Genomic DNA, 15,009 nt, shown 5'->3' on the forward strand with positions numbered 1-15,009 from the left:
TTTATAAGTCGTTGGAATTAGAGACTGGGGCCTGCTCGAACGACCCGGCAATATCCGGATTTCCCGCGCAGCAATCCTCCAGAAGAAACCGCGCTAGCCCGCCCAGCGCATCAAAACGGGCGGTGTAGATAATGGAACGGGCCTCGCGTTGTTGCGCAATCAGCCCGGCGCGATCCAGCTCTTTGAGATGAAAGGACAGGTTGGAGGGCGATACGTCCAGCTGCTGGGAAATTGCTCCGGCTGCCATGCCCTCAGGCCCAGCCACCACCAGCATTCGCACAATCTTCAGCCGTGTTTCCTGAGACAAAGCCCCGAATGCGGCCAGCGCCTGCATTTCTTCCATTTTTCAATAATCCTTGAACTATTGAAATGAGGTTTAGCGAAGATGATGGTCTTCGGCAAGTGGCCGACGGCTTGGGCTCAAGCAATTTCAGGAAACAAAAAACCGGGGCGAAATCCGCCCCGGTTTCATCTCTCAAACCGCCACTTGGTTTAGTGCAGCGAAGCGCTGGCCGCTTCGCGCTCCGCCTTGTCGTGCAGGGCGTAGCGGTCAATCATGTCGGCGCTGGCGCGGTTAAAGCCGATAACTTCGACATCCGTGCCGTTGCGACGGAATTTGATCACCACCTTGTCCAGTGCGCCAACCGCGGTAATGTCCCACAGATGCGCCTGGCTCACATCGATTTTCACCTTGTCGGCCGGTGTCGCAAAGTCGAATGCGGATATGAAACTCTCCGCCGAGGCAAAGAAAATCTGCCCTTCAACCGTATAGGTTACGGTGCCATTTGCGTCTTTCGGTGACGCCTTGACGCTGAACAGTTTGGCGACCTTTCCGGCAAAGAAAATGCCGGACAACATCACGCCCACAATCACGCCCTTGGCCAGATCATGGGTCATGAGAACCGTGGCCACTGTCGCCAGCATCACGATGGAGGAGGAAAGCGGGTTTTTCCGCAGGTCCAGCACCGAGCGCCATTTGAAGGTGCCGATCGAAACCATGATCATAACCGCCACCAGTGCGGCCATCGGAATAATCCGCACCAGGTCATTCAGCGCCACGATCAGAAACAGCAGAAACGCACCGGCCACAAAAGTGGAAAGGCGGCCACGCCCGCCGGAAGACACGTTGATGACCGACTGGCCAATCATCGCGCAGCCCCCCATGCCGCCAATAAAGGCGGACGCTATGTTGCTGGCACCCTGGCCAAGGCATTCCTGGCTTTTGTTGCTCGGCGTGTCGGTCATGTCATCAACAATCTGCGCCGTCAGCAGGCTTTCCAGCAGGCCAACCGCCGCAAGCGTTATGGAGTATGGGAAAATGACCTGCAGCGTTTCCAGCGTAAACGGCACATCCGGTATCATGAAGTGAGGTAGGCTGTCGGGCAGCGCGCCAAGGTCACCCACCGTGCGCACATCCATGCCGGTAAACCACACGATGAGGGTAATGATGACGATGGAAACCAGCGGCGAGGGCACCGCCTTGGTGACGTAAGGAAACAGGTATATGATGGCCAGTCCCCCGGCAATCATCACATAGGTGGCAACAGGCACGCCAATCAGCTCCGGCAACTGCGCCATGAAGATCAGCACGGCCAGCGAATTGACAAAACCCGTGATCACGGAGCGGGAAACAAAGCGCATTACCCGGCCAATTTTGGCAAGCCCGGCAATGATCTGGATGATGCCCATCAGGATGGTGGCGGCAAACAGATATTGCAGGCCGTGTTCTTTCACCAGCGTCACCATAACCACGGCGGTTGCGGCGGTGGCGGCAGAAATCATGCCCGGGCGGCCGCCGGTAATGGCGCTCACACAGGCAATGGCAAACGAGGCATAAAGGCCAACGCGTGGGTCAACGCCGGCAATAACGGAAAAGCCGATAGCCTCTGGAATAAGCGCAAGCGCCACAACAATGCCGGAGAGAATATCGCCACGAATGTTCGAGAACCATTCCCGACGGTAGGCTGAAAAATTGATCATGATTTTGGTTTTCACAGTAAGGGGCAACGGGCCAAACCGAAGTCGGGTCCATAAACAATGATGAAGTTGCGTTGCTGTGTTGTCTGGCGGATCGGCGGCCAGAAGAGCCACCCGGAATTTCACCGGGTCCTTGTGGATGCGTTTTATTAGCGTGGATCACGGGCGGATGCAACAAAGCGTGTGCAGACCGGCCGTCAGTTCACCATGGTGTTTTTCACACGCACTGAGGCGCGTGTGTACCAGACCCAAAGACCGCCAAAGAAGACCTGCGGAAACAGCTCGCGGAGTTCGCCTACGGTCAACAGATCGGAAAAACCACCGCCCAGCAGGCTACCGGCAATGGCGAGGCCGAGGATGAACAGCACTGGCGTTAACAGCCATTGATAGAAAAACAGATCAACGAAGAACCGCTTTTTGTTGAGGCCCGCCCAAAGAACGGTCAACCCAAGCGCCAGCTGTACAATGTTCATGGCAACGTCGGTAAAAGTGACAAAGCTTATGTTGGGAACGTCCCACAGTCCGTCATAACCTTTGAAATTTAGATGCGCCGAAAGTACGATGTTCAAAATGCCCAACGTCTGCAGCACCAGCAAGACCACCAACCAGCCGCCAATACCCTCAAGCTCCGAGTTGCCTTTGGTGGGGGCCGTATTGTCCGTGGCTCGCGCGCTACGCGATTTTCTGACAATCACCGCTATGCCGCCAATGATGGCCAGCAGAATGATCCAGTGCCAGATAGAAAAAGCGCCCATGATTCCCCCGAAATTATCAGCGCAACCATCTATTGCAACCGTGAATAAAACACAAACATGGGGATGTGTTTGGCGCGGGTTCGTGCGTTATCGGACAGATCATTGGTTCAATTCTTGGCTCAGGCATGTACGTGGCAATAGGCCTCAAACTCCCGTGCCACGGCCGTTCTGTGCCTTTCCTTGTGGCGCAGCAGCGTAAAACGGCGCGGCGGCAGGTCAAAATCCAGCACCTGCAGCTGGCCGTTTTCCAGGAAAGGCGACACGATCATCTGCGACAGCGCGGTCACGCAGCCGCCTTGCAAAACGGCGGTTAATAGCGCCTCGTTGGAGGGCAGCACGAAACGAATGTCCAGCGCGTGCGGGTCGATGGCCTGCTCTTTCAATGCCTGTTCCAGCACGGACCGTGTGCCGGAACCCTGTTCGCGCATGATCCATTTCAGTGATGTCAGCGCATCATCTGGTTGGACAGCACCGGCTTTGGACACCACCACCAGCTTGTCGCTGGTGATCGTGGCGGTGGAAAGCAGCGGCTCATCCAGCGCACCTTCAATAAAGCCCAGTTCCGCATCGCCATTGATAACAGCTGCCGCAACCGTTGCCGTATTGCCAATCGTCATGTTCAGCTGAATGCCGGGATAGCTGGCGGAAAAACCAAGCAGCCGCGAAGGCAGCCAGTAATTGGCAATGGTCTGGCTGGCCTGAACATCCAGGCTGCCGGTATTCAGCTTGCCAAGCTCTGCCAGCACCGCCTCGGTTTCTTTCACCCGCGCCAGCGTTTCCTTGGCTTCTTTCAGCAACACTCTGCCTTCGCGGGTCAACTGGATGCCGCGGCCGACCCGATCAAATAATTTGACGGCATAAAACGTCTCCAACGCCTTGATGGAAGCACTGACGGCAGAGGGCGTCAGCCGCAGCGCATTGGCGGCTTGCGTCAGGTGTTGCCGTTCTGCGGTGGCGACAAAAATTATCAGCTGTTCAAAGGTCATGAGCAATCGTTCGTTTTTATCGAATGAAATGTCAAATATTATTCGATATACGCAAACGAAGTGGAAGAATATTCTCTCAGGTGTAAGTGATTTGGGAGTTTATTTTGTCAGTTCGGTCTGCATTGGAAATCGGTCCCGGTCTTGTTCTCGCTGTTGGCATAACATTTGCCGCGCAGGGGCTGGTTGCGGTTGAAAAGGCCGTGCTGGGTCATGAGCTGGTGGATGCCCTGGTCATTGCCATCATTCTTGGCACGCTGCTGCACACCTGTTTCGGCCTTGCGCCGTTCCTCAAGGCCGGGGTCGATTTCTCCGCCAAGTTCGTATTGGAAATTGCCATCGTGCTGCTGGGTGCGTCGGTCAGCCTTGCCACCATTGCCGATGCCGGCAGCCTGATGATCGGCGTGGTGGCCTGCACGGTCATCCTGTCGCTGATTGCCAGTTACAGCCTCTGTCGTTTGCTGGGCCTGCCGGACCATCTGGCAACGCTGGTTGCCTGCGGCACCTCCATCTGCGGCAATTCGGCCATTGTCGCCGCAGCCCCAGTCATCGGTGCAAAGTCGGATGATGTCGCAGCCTCCATTGCCTTTACCGCCGCGCTTGGTGTGGTGGTCGTGCTGCTTTTGCCGTCGCTGTTTCCGGTTTTTCCTGTCAGTGAATGGCAATATGGCGTTTTTACCGGCATGACGGTTTATGCCGTGCCGCAGGTGCTGGCCGCCACCGCACCGGTCGGTGCCGCCAGTGTGCAGATCGGTACGCTGGTCAAGCTGATGCGCGTGTTGATGCTGGGGCCGGTCGTGCTGCTGTTGCGCCTGTTCAAGGGCGGTGCCGCCATGCAGGGCGAACGGCTGTCACTTGCCCGTCTGGTGCCGTGGTTCATAACAGGCTTTTTCCTCACCATGTGCCTGCGCAGCCTTGCCATCATTCCTGATACTGCTGTGGATGTCGCCAAGGGTAGCTCGGCCATTCTCACCACAGTGTCGATGGCGGCGCTTGGCCTGTCGGTCAACATGCGCACGGTCTTTGCCTCCGGTGGCAGGGTGCTGGTGGCAGGCATCCTGTCGCTCGCCGCTTTGGGTGCACTGGGTGTCGCAGGCCTGATGATGTTTCATCCGCAATAAGCGCATCTGAACAAGGGCAGGGACGTTCTGCCGCCCAGGCGGAATTGACAAAGTCAGGGGAAAATGGTTTTCCGGTGGTCAAGGTTTCGCGCACCTGCCGCCTGCAGACGTAACGTCCCGGTGAAGCCCGATTTCAAACCCCTTCTCACCCTCGATGCATTTCGTTGGTGGCAACGCAGGCTCCCATCACATCTCGAAATGCCTCATCTGAGGAGTGAGTGATGTCGCAAAGACCATCACCGGATAATCATTTCCTGACCGAGCCCTTGGGCAAGGTCTTCGCCACAACAGCCATTTCCATGGCTGTGGTCATGACCATGAACGGCCTGCTCGGCATCATCGATGCCGCTTTTCTCGGCCATTTTGTCGGGCCAGAAGCCATTACCGCCATTGGCATATCCTTTCCCGTGCTCATGCTGGCCATTGCCCTGTCGACACTGGTCAGCAGCGGCATGTCCAGCATGTTTGCCCGCCAGCTGGGGCGTGGCGCCAGGGCAGACGCCGCGGCCACCTTTGCAAGCGCCCACGGTCTTGCGCTGGTTCTGGGTCTGGCACTTGCGCTGATGTTTCTGCTGGGTGGTCCGGCATTTGCCCGCCACATGGCCGGTGCAGATCCTGTCGTGGCAGACATGGTGTGGCAATTCCTCATGATATCGCTGGCTGGCAGCCCGGTGCAATTCGTGCTGGCCCTGCATGCCGATGCCTGGCGCAATGAAGGGCGGGCCGGCAGCATGGCATTGCTGTCGCTGGGTGTCACCGCGCTCAACATTCTGCTCAACTACGTGCTTATCGTGTTGTGCGGATTGGGCGTGGCGGGTTCTGCCGGCAGCACGGTTTTGGCGCAAATCATTGGCCTTGCCCTGTTGCTGGAAGGGCGCAGGCGCAGCCCCACCTTGCTGCCGCTTTCCAGCCTGTGGCAGCGCCGCTGGTTTGGCAACTGGCGGCAATTTGTGGCGCTTGGCGCACCGGTCAGTCTCAGCTTCATTGGCATGGCCTTTACCGCAACCTGTGTGCTGGCCGTCTTGTCGCAGCAAAGCGCGATACAACAAAGCGAGATACAACAGGGCCAGGCGCAATTGCACATCATTGCCGCCTATGGTGTCATCACCCGCATTCTCGGTTTTGCCTTCCTGCCCATGATGGCGCTTGGCCTGTCCATGCAAAGCATCGCCGGTAACAATGCCGGTGCCGGGTTTTATCATCGTGCCGGACGTGTGGCAGCCATTGCCGCCGCCACGGCCCTTGTTTACGGCGCGGTGGTGGAACTTGTGCTGCTGTCCCAATCCCATGTCGTGGCGTCAATCTTCATGACGGACATGCAGGTTATCGCTGAAGTCAGCCGCATAGTGCTGCCAATGATGGCGCTTTACCTGCTGTCGGGGCCGGTCTTTATGTTCGGGCTTTATTGTCAGGCCATTGGCCAACCCGCCCGGGCTGGCCTGCTCACCCTGACCAAATCCTTCATCCTGTTGCCGGGCCTCATCATTGCATTGGCCTTGTTGAACACGGCAAATTCCATCTGGTTTGCCTATCCGGCAGCAGAGGCCATCGTCACGGCAATTGCCATCTGGCTGCTTGTAAAAACATACCCTAAAGGCGCACGGCTTGGCGCTGTCAGCTAGCGGGGCGGCTGGATTTAACCTCCGGCGGCGGTTCGCTGCCGCCGGAACCTGAGCCAACCACTGCGGCCAATTGTCAACCGCCACCACCTGCCATTGCGGGCGGGAAAAATAGCTTATTTTGCAACGTCTTAAATCTGCATAATGAGTCGTTGAACAGTGGTTGCACAGTGCCTGACCAGTGTCGAAGCGGCTGATATCGGGTATGGTTTTCTGTCGGTACGCAGGATTACAAGGTGCAGGGGTGATCAAGGTCTGCGGTGACAGCACGCATTCCTCCTGCTAACAAACTTTATACAATCGGCCACACATGAGCGGCCACGGAGCGCCACTGCTAGATGAATACATCAGACGCGGAAAATAACGGGCAGGACGATGTCTTCGCATTCATGGGGGCAGGCGGGCTGGCAGGTCAACTCATCCGTTCCAATGATTGGCGGACAACATCGGTCGGAGATGTGTCCATATGGCCCGCGGCCTTGAAGGCGGCTTTGTCTATCTGCCTCGGCTCCAGCGCGCCTTGTGCGGTGTTATGGGGCGCAGACAACATACTCTTTTACAACGACGCATATGTGCCGGTGCTGGCCGAGCGCCATCCCGCCGCCATGGGAAAACCTGCTGCCGATGTGTGGCCGGAATTGTTTCCTGCCGTGGGCGAAAGGCTCAAGCGTGTCATGGCAGGTGAAGGACTGAGCGAACGCCGGCAGCCAATGACCTTCAGCCGGGCAGGCAAAAGCGTTGAAACCTTCTGGGACTACGCCTACACGCCGATCAGAACCGAAACCGGCAGCATCGGCGGTATCTTCATCAATGTCTCTGACGTCACGGATGTTGTGCTGAATGAACGTCGCCTAACGCAACGGGCGCAGCAACAGCAGACGATGTTCCAGAAAATGCCGGGTTTTGTCGCCGTTCTGCGCGGTGAAAACCACATCTATGAATATGCCAATGATGCCTATCGCGACATTACCGGTGGACGGCACCTCATCGGCCTTCCGGCAAAGGAGGCACTGCCTGAACTGGAAGGACAGGGCGTTTTTGAGGTCTTGGACCGAGTTTATGCAGAGGGCAATGCATTTTCCGCCACCGGAATGAAGGTCAGGCTTGCAGGCGAGACAAAGGATCGATTTATCGATTTCGTCTTCCAGGCGCTGCATGACGAAACCGGCCATGTCACCGGCATTTTTGTTGGTGGCCACGATGTGACCGCCCATCTTGAAGCCCAGCGCGCTTTGTCCGTTCGTGAAAGTGAACTGCAAACACTCACCGATGCGCTTCCGGTTCTGATCTCCTATGTCGACAAGAATGAGCGCTACCAGTTCGTCAACAAGTTCTATGAAACCTGGTTTCCAAGAACGCGGGAATCGCTCATCGGCAAGACCCTACTGGAAGTGGTCGGGCCAGATGCCTACGCCAAGGTCAAACACTGGATTGATGCAGCACTGGCTGGAGAGCGACTGCATTTTGAACAGCGCATGCCATATTCCACGACCTCGCACCGCGACATCAGCGTTGAGTATATTCCGCGTGTCAGCGGCAGTGGCAAGGTTGAAGGCTTTTACACGCTGGTGCAGGACATTTCGGAAACCAAGGCGGTGGAAGCGCGGCAACGGGAACTCACCAACGAACTTTCCCATCGCATCAAGAATTCTCTGGCCATGGTGCAGGCCATTGTCAGCCAGTCCCTACGCAATGCCGATGACACCAGCCTGGCACAGGAGGTCATCTCCGCACGGCTTTCTGCCATGTCCCGCGCGCAGGATATCCTGACCAATACCAACTGGGCATCGGCAGATATCCGCGAGGTGCTGGATATGGCGCTGAAACCCTATCTCGGCGGCGGTGACCGCTTTTCCTTTGTTGGCCCGTCCATCCGCCTTTCGGCACAGCAGGGGCTGGGATTATCGCTGGCCATTCATGAACTTGCCACCAATGCCACAAAATATGGCTCGCTGTCGGTCATTGAAGGAACCATAGAAATTCAGTGGTCGGTCAGCGAGGATGGCGATTTCGTCTTTGACTGGGTGGAAGTGGGCGGTCCCACCGTCGTTGCACCGAAGAAAAAGGGCTTTGGCTCGCGGCTGATAGAACGCAGCGTCGCCCCGTATTTTGAAGGTGCCTGCACCTTGTCCTACCTGCCGTCAGGTGTACGATTTAATCTGGTCGGCAAGATTCTTCACGAATGATCTTGGCTGACGGCCGATGTCGGAGAAACTGTCATGAACGAACCGCAGAGCGGCCACCGGTTAAACGATGCGGTGAAAACGGACATTGAAAACTCCGTTCTCTGCTGGCTTGCCACTGTCGACGCCGATGGCACGCCCAATGTAAGCCCCAAGGAAATCTTCGGCTCTTATGGGGACGACCATATTGTGGTGGCAGATATTGCCTCCACCAACACGGTGCGCAATCTCCACGCCCATGCAACCGCCTGCGTCAGCTTTGTTGATGTGTTTCGCCAGCGCGGTTTCAAGATTGTCGGCACAGCCAGAATAATTGCGCCTGATGACCCGGATTTTGCTGATCTCGGCGCAGACTTGCTGCGCATGGCGGGCGATGATTTTCCCATCCGTCATGTCATCGCCATCAAGATCAGCCGCATTTCCCGCATCTGGGCACCCAGCTACAAACTGTTTCCGCAACGCAGCGACCAGCAGCGCATGCAAAGCGCCTATGATACGTATGGTGTCGCGCCCATCCAGAAATAAGCACTGTCTTCTGGCAGGCCTAAAAGGAAGGATTACGGTAATGACAACACCAGCCCCACAGGATGATGGCGCAGCGTCCCATCTTAAGGGCATGGCCGTGCCTGAACTCACGCTGCCAGCCACCGATGGTACAAGCGTTTCCCTCAACCAACCCGGCTTGACGGTCATCTATGCCTATCCGCGCACCAGTCCGCCGGATGGCGCAGCGCTTGATGGCTGGGACACCATACCTGGCGCCCGGGGCTGCACACCGCAATCCTGCGCCTTCCGGGATCATTTTGCGGAGCTGAAACAACTCGGCGCATCAAGGGTGTTTGGCCTTTCAACCCAAACAACGGACTACCAGAAAGAGGCCGCCGAAAGGCTGCATTTGCCATTTCCCTTGTTGTCGGATAGCGGCCTGTCTCTGGCGGATGCCTTGCGCCTGCCAACCTTCGATGCGGCTGGCCTGACACTTTTCAAACGTCTGACCATGATCATCGAAAATGGCCGCATCGCCCATGTGTTTTACCCGGTCTTTCCACCGGAGAAAAACGCGCAAGACGTCATCGACTGGCTGCGCAGCCGTACGTAAGATACATCCCATGCCACCAAAGCCTGTCACCATCTCCTTGAAGGAGATCCTTCAAAATGAGCAGTTTTCCACTCCTGCCGTCCGAAGGTCATGAGAACAACGCTTGTTCTCGGCGATGAATATGACCAGCAATTGCGCGCCGTGCTCGTGCAGGTGCTGTTGCAGTTGGGTGCCGTGCTGGAAAACCGCAACTGGGTTGTCGCCGGGTCGCAGGAGGTTGAAACCTTTCTCTGGCAGCTGGCCGGTCAGGACATCACCGTTGAGGCAGAGACCTATATGGGGCTGTCCATATCGGGGGATGAAAACACCATCAACGATATCGCGCAGCGTGTTAGCCAGGCCGTGCAGGCTGCCAACTGACTATCCGGCGTTACGATGGCCATAGGGCGACGGCCGGTACAAACGATCAGCCAGGCTGATTGTCGCTGCCAAACTGGACCGGTATTTTTCTTGCCAACTGGCTCTCATATTCAGTCCAGTGCTGGTTCATAAGAACGGAGGCGCGGGCGTCGCATCTACGATTTCTCTCCTGCGGACCACGCCTGATCAGACCATGCTGGAGATGAATGTGAATGTTTGAACTGCCTGTTATCGATAGCCGCATTAGCACCATTGCCCCTGGTTTCAGGGCGGTCAGCATTCTGGTTGATGCCGTGTCCGCAGGGCGTGGCGCGCTTGATCCGGAAATCTTGCAGAGCGCTTGCGCTTCTGTGGTGGCGGGCGGCCCGGACTGGGCAGAGCCGCACCTAGCCAGTTGGGCGGATGCCTATCAGCGTTTTGGTGCAAAACCCAACCGCACACCGTGTTCGGCGCAGGCACTGCGCAAACGGGGGCTGAAAGATGGCGGCATGCCGTCCATCAATCCTGTCGTGGATCTCTATAATGCTGTTAGCCTGCGTTATGCCATTCCGGTGGGTGGCGAAAATGCGCAGGCCTATGTCGGTCATCCCTTTCTGACATTGGCGGATGGCACGGAGGTCTTTGATACTGTCATGAATGGCGAGGCCACAACCGAACATCCTGAACCGGGTGAGGTGATCTGGCGTGATGAGGTTGGTGTGACCTGCCGCCGCTGGAACTGGCGTCAGGGCGTGCGCACGCGGCTGGACAATACGCATGGGTGCATGTGGTTCGTGCTGGAAAGCCTCGATACCATGCCGCAACAGGCGCTGGATGATGCCGCGTCCATGCTGGTGGATGGCCTCAAGGTGCTGATGCCAGGCTGCAAGATTTCCCGTACACAAATCGGCATTGGCGCTTGAGCCACCATTCCTGCTTCATCTGCGATGCTCCGTTGCACGCAAAGCCACATCCAGAATTATTCATTTTTCAGGATGAGAGTGTCACGCTAAAGTCCGGCCATAACACCTGATATCTGGCCTTTTCGGCCAATCAGACTTCAACTCTTGCCATCAGGGAAATTCAAGCCTTGGCCTCTTATCCCTTGCTTCTCATTCAGGTCGGCACACCACCGGATGATATCAGAAAGCTGCTGGGCGATCTGCCGCAATGGTTTCAGCGTGCCGTTGGCCTTGACACGGAAACCCTTGCGGTCATCAGGGTGTTTGAGGGTGAAAGCCTGCCAGCGCCCGATAGCGTAAAAGGCGCCATCATCACCGGCTCCTGGGACATGGTAACGGACCGTCTGCCATGGAGCGAGGCAACGGCCGAGTGGATACGGCAGGCCATGGCCATCGACCTGCCGCTGTTTGGCGTCTGTTACGGCCATCAACTCATTGCCCATGCGCTGGGCGGCGAGGTGGATTATCACCCTGAGGGCCGCGAAATCGGCACGCAGGCCGTTCGCCTGTTGCCGGGAGCCGAACAGGATCCGCTGGTCAGCACCATGCCCGCGCAATTTCCCGCCCATCTCACCCATATGCAGACGGTCATCCGCCTGCCGGAGGGCGCGCAAGCGCTGGCCGCTTCCAGCCACGATCCGCATCAGATCGTGCGTTATGGCCGCAACGCCATTTCCACGCAGTTCCACCCGGAATTTACGCCGGAAATTTCTGCGGCCATCATTCGCGTGCGGGCAGATGTGCTGCGTACCGAGGGGCGTGATCCCGATGATCTGCTGGCTGGCGTTGAGCATGCGGGCGAGCCGCTGGCGCTGCTGCGTCGGTTCGTTGCCCATGCGCTGAACCACCAGCCAACCACTGAGACAGCCTGATCAGCGCATTCCAGCTGGCGTGAGTGCGATCTGCTTCACGACGGATTTCAGACCTCGTCGACGTTGCGCGCTTTCAGCCACAGGCCGAACTCCTTGACAACGCTGACCACGTTTTCCAGACGTTTGCCATCTTCGGTCAGGGCATATTCCACCTTTACCGGCACGGTGGGATACACCGTTCGCTGAACCATCGCGGCCTCTTCAAGCGTGCGCAAATCAAGGGTCAGCATGCGCTGCGAAATGCCCGGTATCAGTCTGCGCAATTCATTGAAGCGCTTCGGGCCATCCACGAGGTAGGAGACGATCAACAGGCGCCAACGCCCGCCAAGCAGATGCATCGCTTCTTCAACGGAACAGCCGGATACCGTGTCTTTCATGGGGCATTACCTCTTTGCCACACCAGGTATAATTTATGTACCTAGATGACAAACTTTTGCGTTCTTACGTTTATATACCACCTGAATTACATAGAGTCCGCACCGTCTGCAAGCGCAAGGATGGTGTTGAATTCTATGGAGAATACCAGCAATGAAACTTTATTATATGCCCGCAGCCTGCTCGCTTTCGCCCCACATTGTCGCAAACGAACTGGGTCTTGAGGTCGAGTTCATAAAGGTGGATCACAATGATCACACCACGCAGCAGGGTAAAAACTTTCACAAGGTCAACCCGCACGGTTACATTCCGGCCCTTGAACTGGCAGATGGCACTATTTTGCGGGAAGGCCCTGTTATCGTTCAGTACTTGGCAGACTTGAAGCCGCAGGCAGGTTTGGTGCCGCTAAATGGCAGTTTTGAACGCTACAGGTTGCAGGAAATGCTCAGCTTCCTGTCAACGGAAGTCCACAAGGGTTTCATCCCGCTGCTTTATGCGCAGCAGGCCGGTGACTACATCAACACCGCGCGGCCAAAGCTGGAAAAACGGTTTTCATGGCTCAACGACCATCTCGCAGAGCGACCATTCCTCATGGGGCAAAACTTCTCGGTCGCCGATGCTTACCTGTTTGCCCTGACCGGCTGGGGGCAGGCGCCCTGGCTGAAGTCCTATTACAATGCGCCAATCCATTTTGATGGTCTTCAGCACCTTCAAGGCTGGTACCTGCGCGTCAAGGCGCGCCACGCGGTTGTAAAGTCTCTCTTGGAAGAAGGTCTGGACCTGAACTGACCACGGTCCCGCCCGGCGTCCGGCAGAAAACAGCCGTTATTCTGACGGCGCGGTGCTTCGCGTCGCTTTCTGCGCCGCAGCGGCATGGACGCGGGCCAGCGCCAGAAAGGCCTTGAGGCCCGCTGACAGGTTTCGCCGGCCAGGGTAATAGAGGCAAAGGCCCGGAAAGGGCGGTGTCCAGTCGTCAAGCAACCGCGTCAACCGGCCAGCCTCGATATCTGCCAGCACGCTTTGCTCCAAAAAAAAGCCAATGGCGGTATGTTCCAGCACGGCGGTGCGTGACAGGCTGGTCTCATCGAGAATGATCGGCCCGCGCACATCGAGTTGCACGATCTCGCCATCTTTTTCCAGCCGCCACCGAAACAGCGATCCATCGGGCAACCGCACCCGAATGCAGGGGTGGTTGAGCAGGTCGGGCGGCACCAGCGGCACCCCGTGTTTGTCCAGGTATTGCGGTGTCGCCACAACGGCATAGCGTTGCGGGCGCCCAAGCGGCACGGCGATCATGTCGGTGGGAATAAGGCCGGCAACGCGCACGCCAAGATCGAACCCGTCGGCAACAATATCAACCAGTCTCCCTTCGGTGACAATGTCGACCACCATGTCGGGGTAACGGCGCATAAACTCCAGCACCAACGGGGAAATGATCTCGCGTGCTGCAAAGGGTGCGGCATTGATGCGTATGGTGCCGGAGGGCGTATCGCGCTCCGATCGCACCGCCTCCAGCCCGCTTTCAATGCCTTGCAGGGCGGGGCCAATCTGCTCAACGAACAATTTGCCTGCACTGGTTAAAGACAGGCTGCGGGTGGTGCGGTTAAACAGCCGCACGCCAAGGTTCGCCTCCAGCTTGTTGATCGCAAGGCTAAGCGCCGTCGTCGACATGTTCAGGTCAATGGCCGCCGCACGGAATGTGCCGCGTCGCGTTATCGCCATCACCGCATTGAGATCCGCAAGGCTGGTTTTTTCCATCATACCCAAAGTCAATTGTCCCGATATTCGCAATTCCTCATCCCGGTTTGTCCCACTTATCGGCATAAATGTCGAGTGTTACGTTAACTCCATCGGAAACACGCCGGGCAATTTGACCGCGTCGGTGCCGCTTACAGGAGATGAGAGCATGACCGAATTTCTAACCTTGCGCGGCAAACGCGCACTGATAACCGCTGGCACCAAAGGTGCCGGAAAAGCCACGGTTGATCTGTTTCGCCAATTGGGCGCACAGGTTCTCACCGCCGCACGCACCAAGTCGGATGACCTGCCGGAAGAGCTTTTTCTGGCCGCCGACCTGACGACGGCGGAAGGTGCGACCGCACTGGCGCAGGCCGTGCAGCAGCGTCTGGGTGGCGTCGATATCATCGTGCATATGCTCGGCGGGTCATCCGCACCTGGCGGCGGCTTTGCTGCCCTGGGTGATGATGAGTGGAGCCGCGAACTTGACCTCAACCTGTTTCCTGCCGTGCGCCTTGACCGGGCGCTGGTGCCATCCATGGTCGCTCAGGGCCACGGGGTGGTCGTGCATGTCTCATCCATTCAAAGGGTGCTGCCACTGCCGGAATCCACCACGGCTTACGCCGCTGCAAAAGCAGCACTTTCCACCTATAGCAAGGCGCTGTCGAAAGAAGTGTCGCCCAAGGGCGTGCGGGTGGTGCGCGTGTCGCCGGGCTGGATTGAAACCGAGGCATCGGTGCGTTTTGCGCATCGTATCGCAGAGCAGATCGGCGGAGATTACGAGGCCGGCAAACAGATGATCATGGATGGGTTGGGTGGCATACCGCTGGGGCGTCCGGCAAAACCGACAGAAGTCGCAGATCTCATAGCCTTTCTCGCCTCGGACCGCGCCGCATCCATCACAGGCACTGAACACATTATCGACGGCGGCACCGTGCCCACCGTCTAGTGGTCGCCACCAGGAACACACTTTACCAAACCGCAACA

General features: G+C 57.3%; 16 protein-coding genes and 1 other annotated feature. Of the genes, 10 read left to right on the plus strand and 6 right to left on the minus strand.

Annotated elements, in window-relative coordinates:
- Position 1: 1 nt before the first annotated feature.
- From ACZ5FM_RS06905 to ACZ5FM_RS06920, 4 genes are all read right to left on the minus strand, one after another.
- Positions 2-343, minus strand: coding sequence for an ArsR/SmtB family transcription factor (locus ACZ5FM_RS06905; protein WP_259146461.1), 342 nt, complete (start codon positions 341-343; stop codon positions 2-4).
- Between the two features lie 149 nt (positions 344-492).
- Complete coding sequence (locus tag ACZ5FM_RS06910) at positions 493-1,980, minus strand: SulP family inorganic anion transporter (RefSeq protein ID WP_464040119.1); 1,488 nt, start codon at positions 1,978-1,980, stop codon at positions 493-495.
- 77 nt (positions 1,981-2,057) lie between these two features.
- Positions 2,058-2,113 (minus strand) — a sequence feature (sul1 is cis-regulatory element that is thought to sense ions involved in sulfur or methionine metabolism; They are found in Alphaproteobacteria).
- Positions 2,114-2,174: 61 nt separating this feature from the next.
- Positions 2,175-2,732, minus strand: coding sequence for a DUF2569 family protein (locus ACZ5FM_RS06915; RefSeq protein ID WP_464040120.1), 558 nt, complete (start codon positions 2,730-2,732; stop codon positions 2,175-2,177).
- A 119-nt stretch (positions 2,733-2,851) separates the two neighbouring features.
- Positions 2,852-3,718, minus strand: a complete 867-nt coding sequence (locus ACZ5FM_RS06920; RefSeq protein ID WP_464040121.1) for a LysR substrate-binding domain-containing protein — start codon at positions 3,716-3,718, stop codon at positions 2,852-2,854.
- A gap of 104 nt (positions 3,719-3,822) precedes the next feature.
- On the opposite strand from ACZ5FM_RS06920, the gene ACZ5FM_RS06925 reads away from it, so the two are divergent.
- From ACZ5FM_RS06925 to ACZ5FM_RS06960, 8 genes are all read left to right on the plus strand, one after another.
- The gene (locus tag ACZ5FM_RS06925) at positions 3,823-4,836 is read left to right on the plus strand and encodes a YeiH family protein (RefSeq protein ID WP_464040122.1); all 1,014 of its coding nucleotides are present in this window, start codon (positions 3,823-3,825) and stop codon (positions 4,834-4,836) included.
- A 221-nt stretch (positions 4,837-5,057) separates the two neighbouring features.
- Positions 5,058-6,458 (plus strand): MATE family efflux transporter, encoded by a 1,401-nt coding sequence (locus ACZ5FM_RS06930; RefSeq protein WP_464040123.1) that lies wholly within the window; start codon positions 5,058-5,060, stop codon positions 6,456-6,458.
- A 335-nt stretch (positions 6,459-6,793) separates the two neighbouring features.
- Entirely contained in the window at positions 6,794-8,641 is a 1,848-nt protein-coding gene (locus tag ACZ5FM_RS06935; RefSeq protein ID WP_464040124.1) for a PAS domain-containing sensor histidine kinase, read from the plus strand.
- Positions 8,642-8,674: 33 nt separating this feature from the next.
- Positions 8,675-9,163: a pyridoxamine 5'-phosphate oxidase family protein gene (locus ACZ5FM_RS06940; RefSeq protein WP_250982523.1), complete on the plus strand. Its 489-nt coding sequence runs from the start codon at positions 8,675-8,677 to the stop codon at positions 9,161-9,163.
- A 40-nt stretch (positions 9,164-9,203) separates the two neighbouring features.
- A complete protein-coding gene (locus ACZ5FM_RS06945; protein WP_259146452.1) occupies positions 9,204-9,737 on the plus strand; it encodes a peroxiredoxin in 534 nt (177 codons plus the stop codon).
- Positions 9,738-9,827: 90 nt separating this feature from the next.
- Positions 9,828-10,097 carry a hypothetical protein gene (locus ACZ5FM_RS06950; RefSeq protein ID WP_464040125.1) on the plus strand — a complete coding sequence of 90 codons (270 nt, stop codon included), beginning with the start codon at positions 9,828-9,830 and terminating at the stop codon, positions 10,095-10,097.
- A gap of 212 nt (positions 10,098-10,309) precedes the next feature.
- Positions 10,310-10,999: a B3/B4 domain-containing protein gene (locus ACZ5FM_RS06955; protein ID WP_464040126.1), complete on the plus strand. Its 690-nt coding sequence runs from the start codon at positions 10,310-10,312 to the stop codon at positions 10,997-10,999.
- Positions 11,000-11,166: 167 nt separating this feature from the next.
- Positions 11,167-11,910 carry a glutamine amidotransferase gene (locus ACZ5FM_RS06960; RefSeq protein ID WP_464040127.1) on the plus strand — a complete coding sequence of 248 codons (744 nt, stop codon included), beginning with the start codon at positions 11,167-11,169 and terminating at the stop codon, positions 11,908-11,910.
- 47 nt (positions 11,911-11,957) lie between these two features.
- Here the strand turns inward: ACZ5FM_RS06960 and ACZ5FM_RS06965 are convergent, their stop codons facing one another.
- Positions 11,958-12,287 carry a winged helix-turn-helix transcriptional regulator gene (locus ACZ5FM_RS06965; RefSeq protein ID WP_259146448.1) on the minus strand — a complete coding sequence of 110 codons (330 nt, stop codon included), beginning with the start codon at positions 12,285-12,287 and terminating at the stop codon, positions 11,958-11,960.
- A gap of 151 nt (positions 12,288-12,438) precedes the next feature.
- On the opposite strand from ACZ5FM_RS06965, the gene ACZ5FM_RS06970 reads away from it, so the two are divergent.
- On the plus strand, positions 12,439-13,074 hold the full coding sequence (locus ACZ5FM_RS06970; protein WP_464040128.1) for a glutathione S-transferase N-terminal domain-containing protein: 636 nt from the start codon (positions 12,439-12,441) through the stop codon (positions 13,072-13,074).
- 36 nt (positions 13,075-13,110) lie between these two features.
- On the opposite strand, the gene ACZ5FM_RS06975 is transcribed toward ACZ5FM_RS06970, so the two are convergent.
- Complete coding sequence (locus ACZ5FM_RS06975) at positions 13,111-14,043, minus strand: LysR family transcriptional regulator (RefSeq protein ID WP_464040435.1); 933 nt, start codon at positions 14,041-14,043, stop codon at positions 13,111-13,113.
- A 148-nt stretch (positions 14,044-14,191) separates the two neighbouring features.
- Between ACZ5FM_RS06975 and ACZ5FM_RS06980 the strand changes: the two genes are divergently transcribed.
- Positions 14,192-14,971, plus strand: coding sequence for an SDR family oxidoreductase (locus ACZ5FM_RS06980; protein WP_464040129.1), 780 nt, complete (start codon positions 14,192-14,194; stop codon positions 14,969-14,971).
- Positions 14,972-15,009 lie beyond the last annotated feature (38 nt).

This window comes from Agrobacterium sp. 5Ca50 (genome assembly GCF_055381905.1).

Bases quoted from the DNA above. Each gene is read 5' to 3' on its own strand.
- ACZ5FM_RS06965 (WP_259146448.1), bottom strand. From the start codon at position 12,287: ATGAAAGACACGGTATCCGGCTGTTCCGTTGAAGAAGCGATGCATCTG.
- ACZ5FM_RS06980 (WP_464040129.1), top strand. From the start codon at position 14,192: ATGACCGAATTTCTAACCTTGCGCGGCAAACGCGCACTGATAACCGCT.
- ACZ5FM_RS06920 (WP_464040121.1), bottom strand. From the start codon at position 3,718: ATGACCTTTGAACAGCTGATAATTTTTGTCGCCACCGCAGAACGGCAA.
- ACZ5FM_RS06910 (WP_464040119.1), bottom strand. From the start codon at position 1,980: ATGATCAATTTTTCAGCCTACCGTCGGGAATGGTTCTCGAACATTCGT.
- ACZ5FM_RS06975 (WP_464040435.1), bottom strand. From the start codon at position 14,043: ATGGAAAAAACCAGCCTTGCGGATCTCAATGCGGTGATGGCGATAACG.
- ACZ5FM_RS06970 (WP_464040128.1), top strand. From the start codon at position 12,439: ATGAAACTTTATTATATGCCCGCAGCCTGCTCGCTTTCGCCCCACATT.
- ACZ5FM_RS06940 (WP_250982523.1), top strand. From the start codon at position 8,675: ATGAACGAACCGCAGAGCGGCCACCGGTTAAACGATGCGGTGAAAACG.
- ACZ5FM_RS06950 (WP_464040125.1), top strand. From the start codon at position 9,828: ATGAGAACAACGCTTGTTCTCGGCGATGAATATGACCAGCAATTGCGC.
- ACZ5FM_RS06955 (WP_464040126.1), top strand. From the start codon at position 10,310: ATGTTTGAACTGCCTGTTATCGATAGCCGCATTAGCACCATTGCCCCT.
- ACZ5FM_RS06945 (WP_259146452.1), top strand. From the start codon at position 9,204: ATGACAACACCAGCCCCACAGGATGATGGCGCAGCGTCCCATCTTAAG.
- ACZ5FM_RS06935 (WP_464040124.1), top strand. From the start codon at position 6,794: ATGAATACATCAGACGCGGAAAATAACGGGCAGGACGATGTCTTCGCA.
- ACZ5FM_RS06930 (WP_464040123.1), top strand. From the start codon at position 5,058: ATGTCGCAAAGACCATCACCGGATAATCATTTCCTGACCGAGCCCTTG.
- ACZ5FM_RS06915 (WP_464040120.1), bottom strand. From the start codon at position 2,732: ATGGGCGCTTTTTCTATCTGGCACTGGATCATTCTGCTGGCCATCATT.
- ACZ5FM_RS06905 (WP_259146461.1), bottom strand. From the start codon at position 343: ATGGAAGAAATGCAGGCGCTGGCCGCATTCGGGGCTTTGTCTCAGGAA.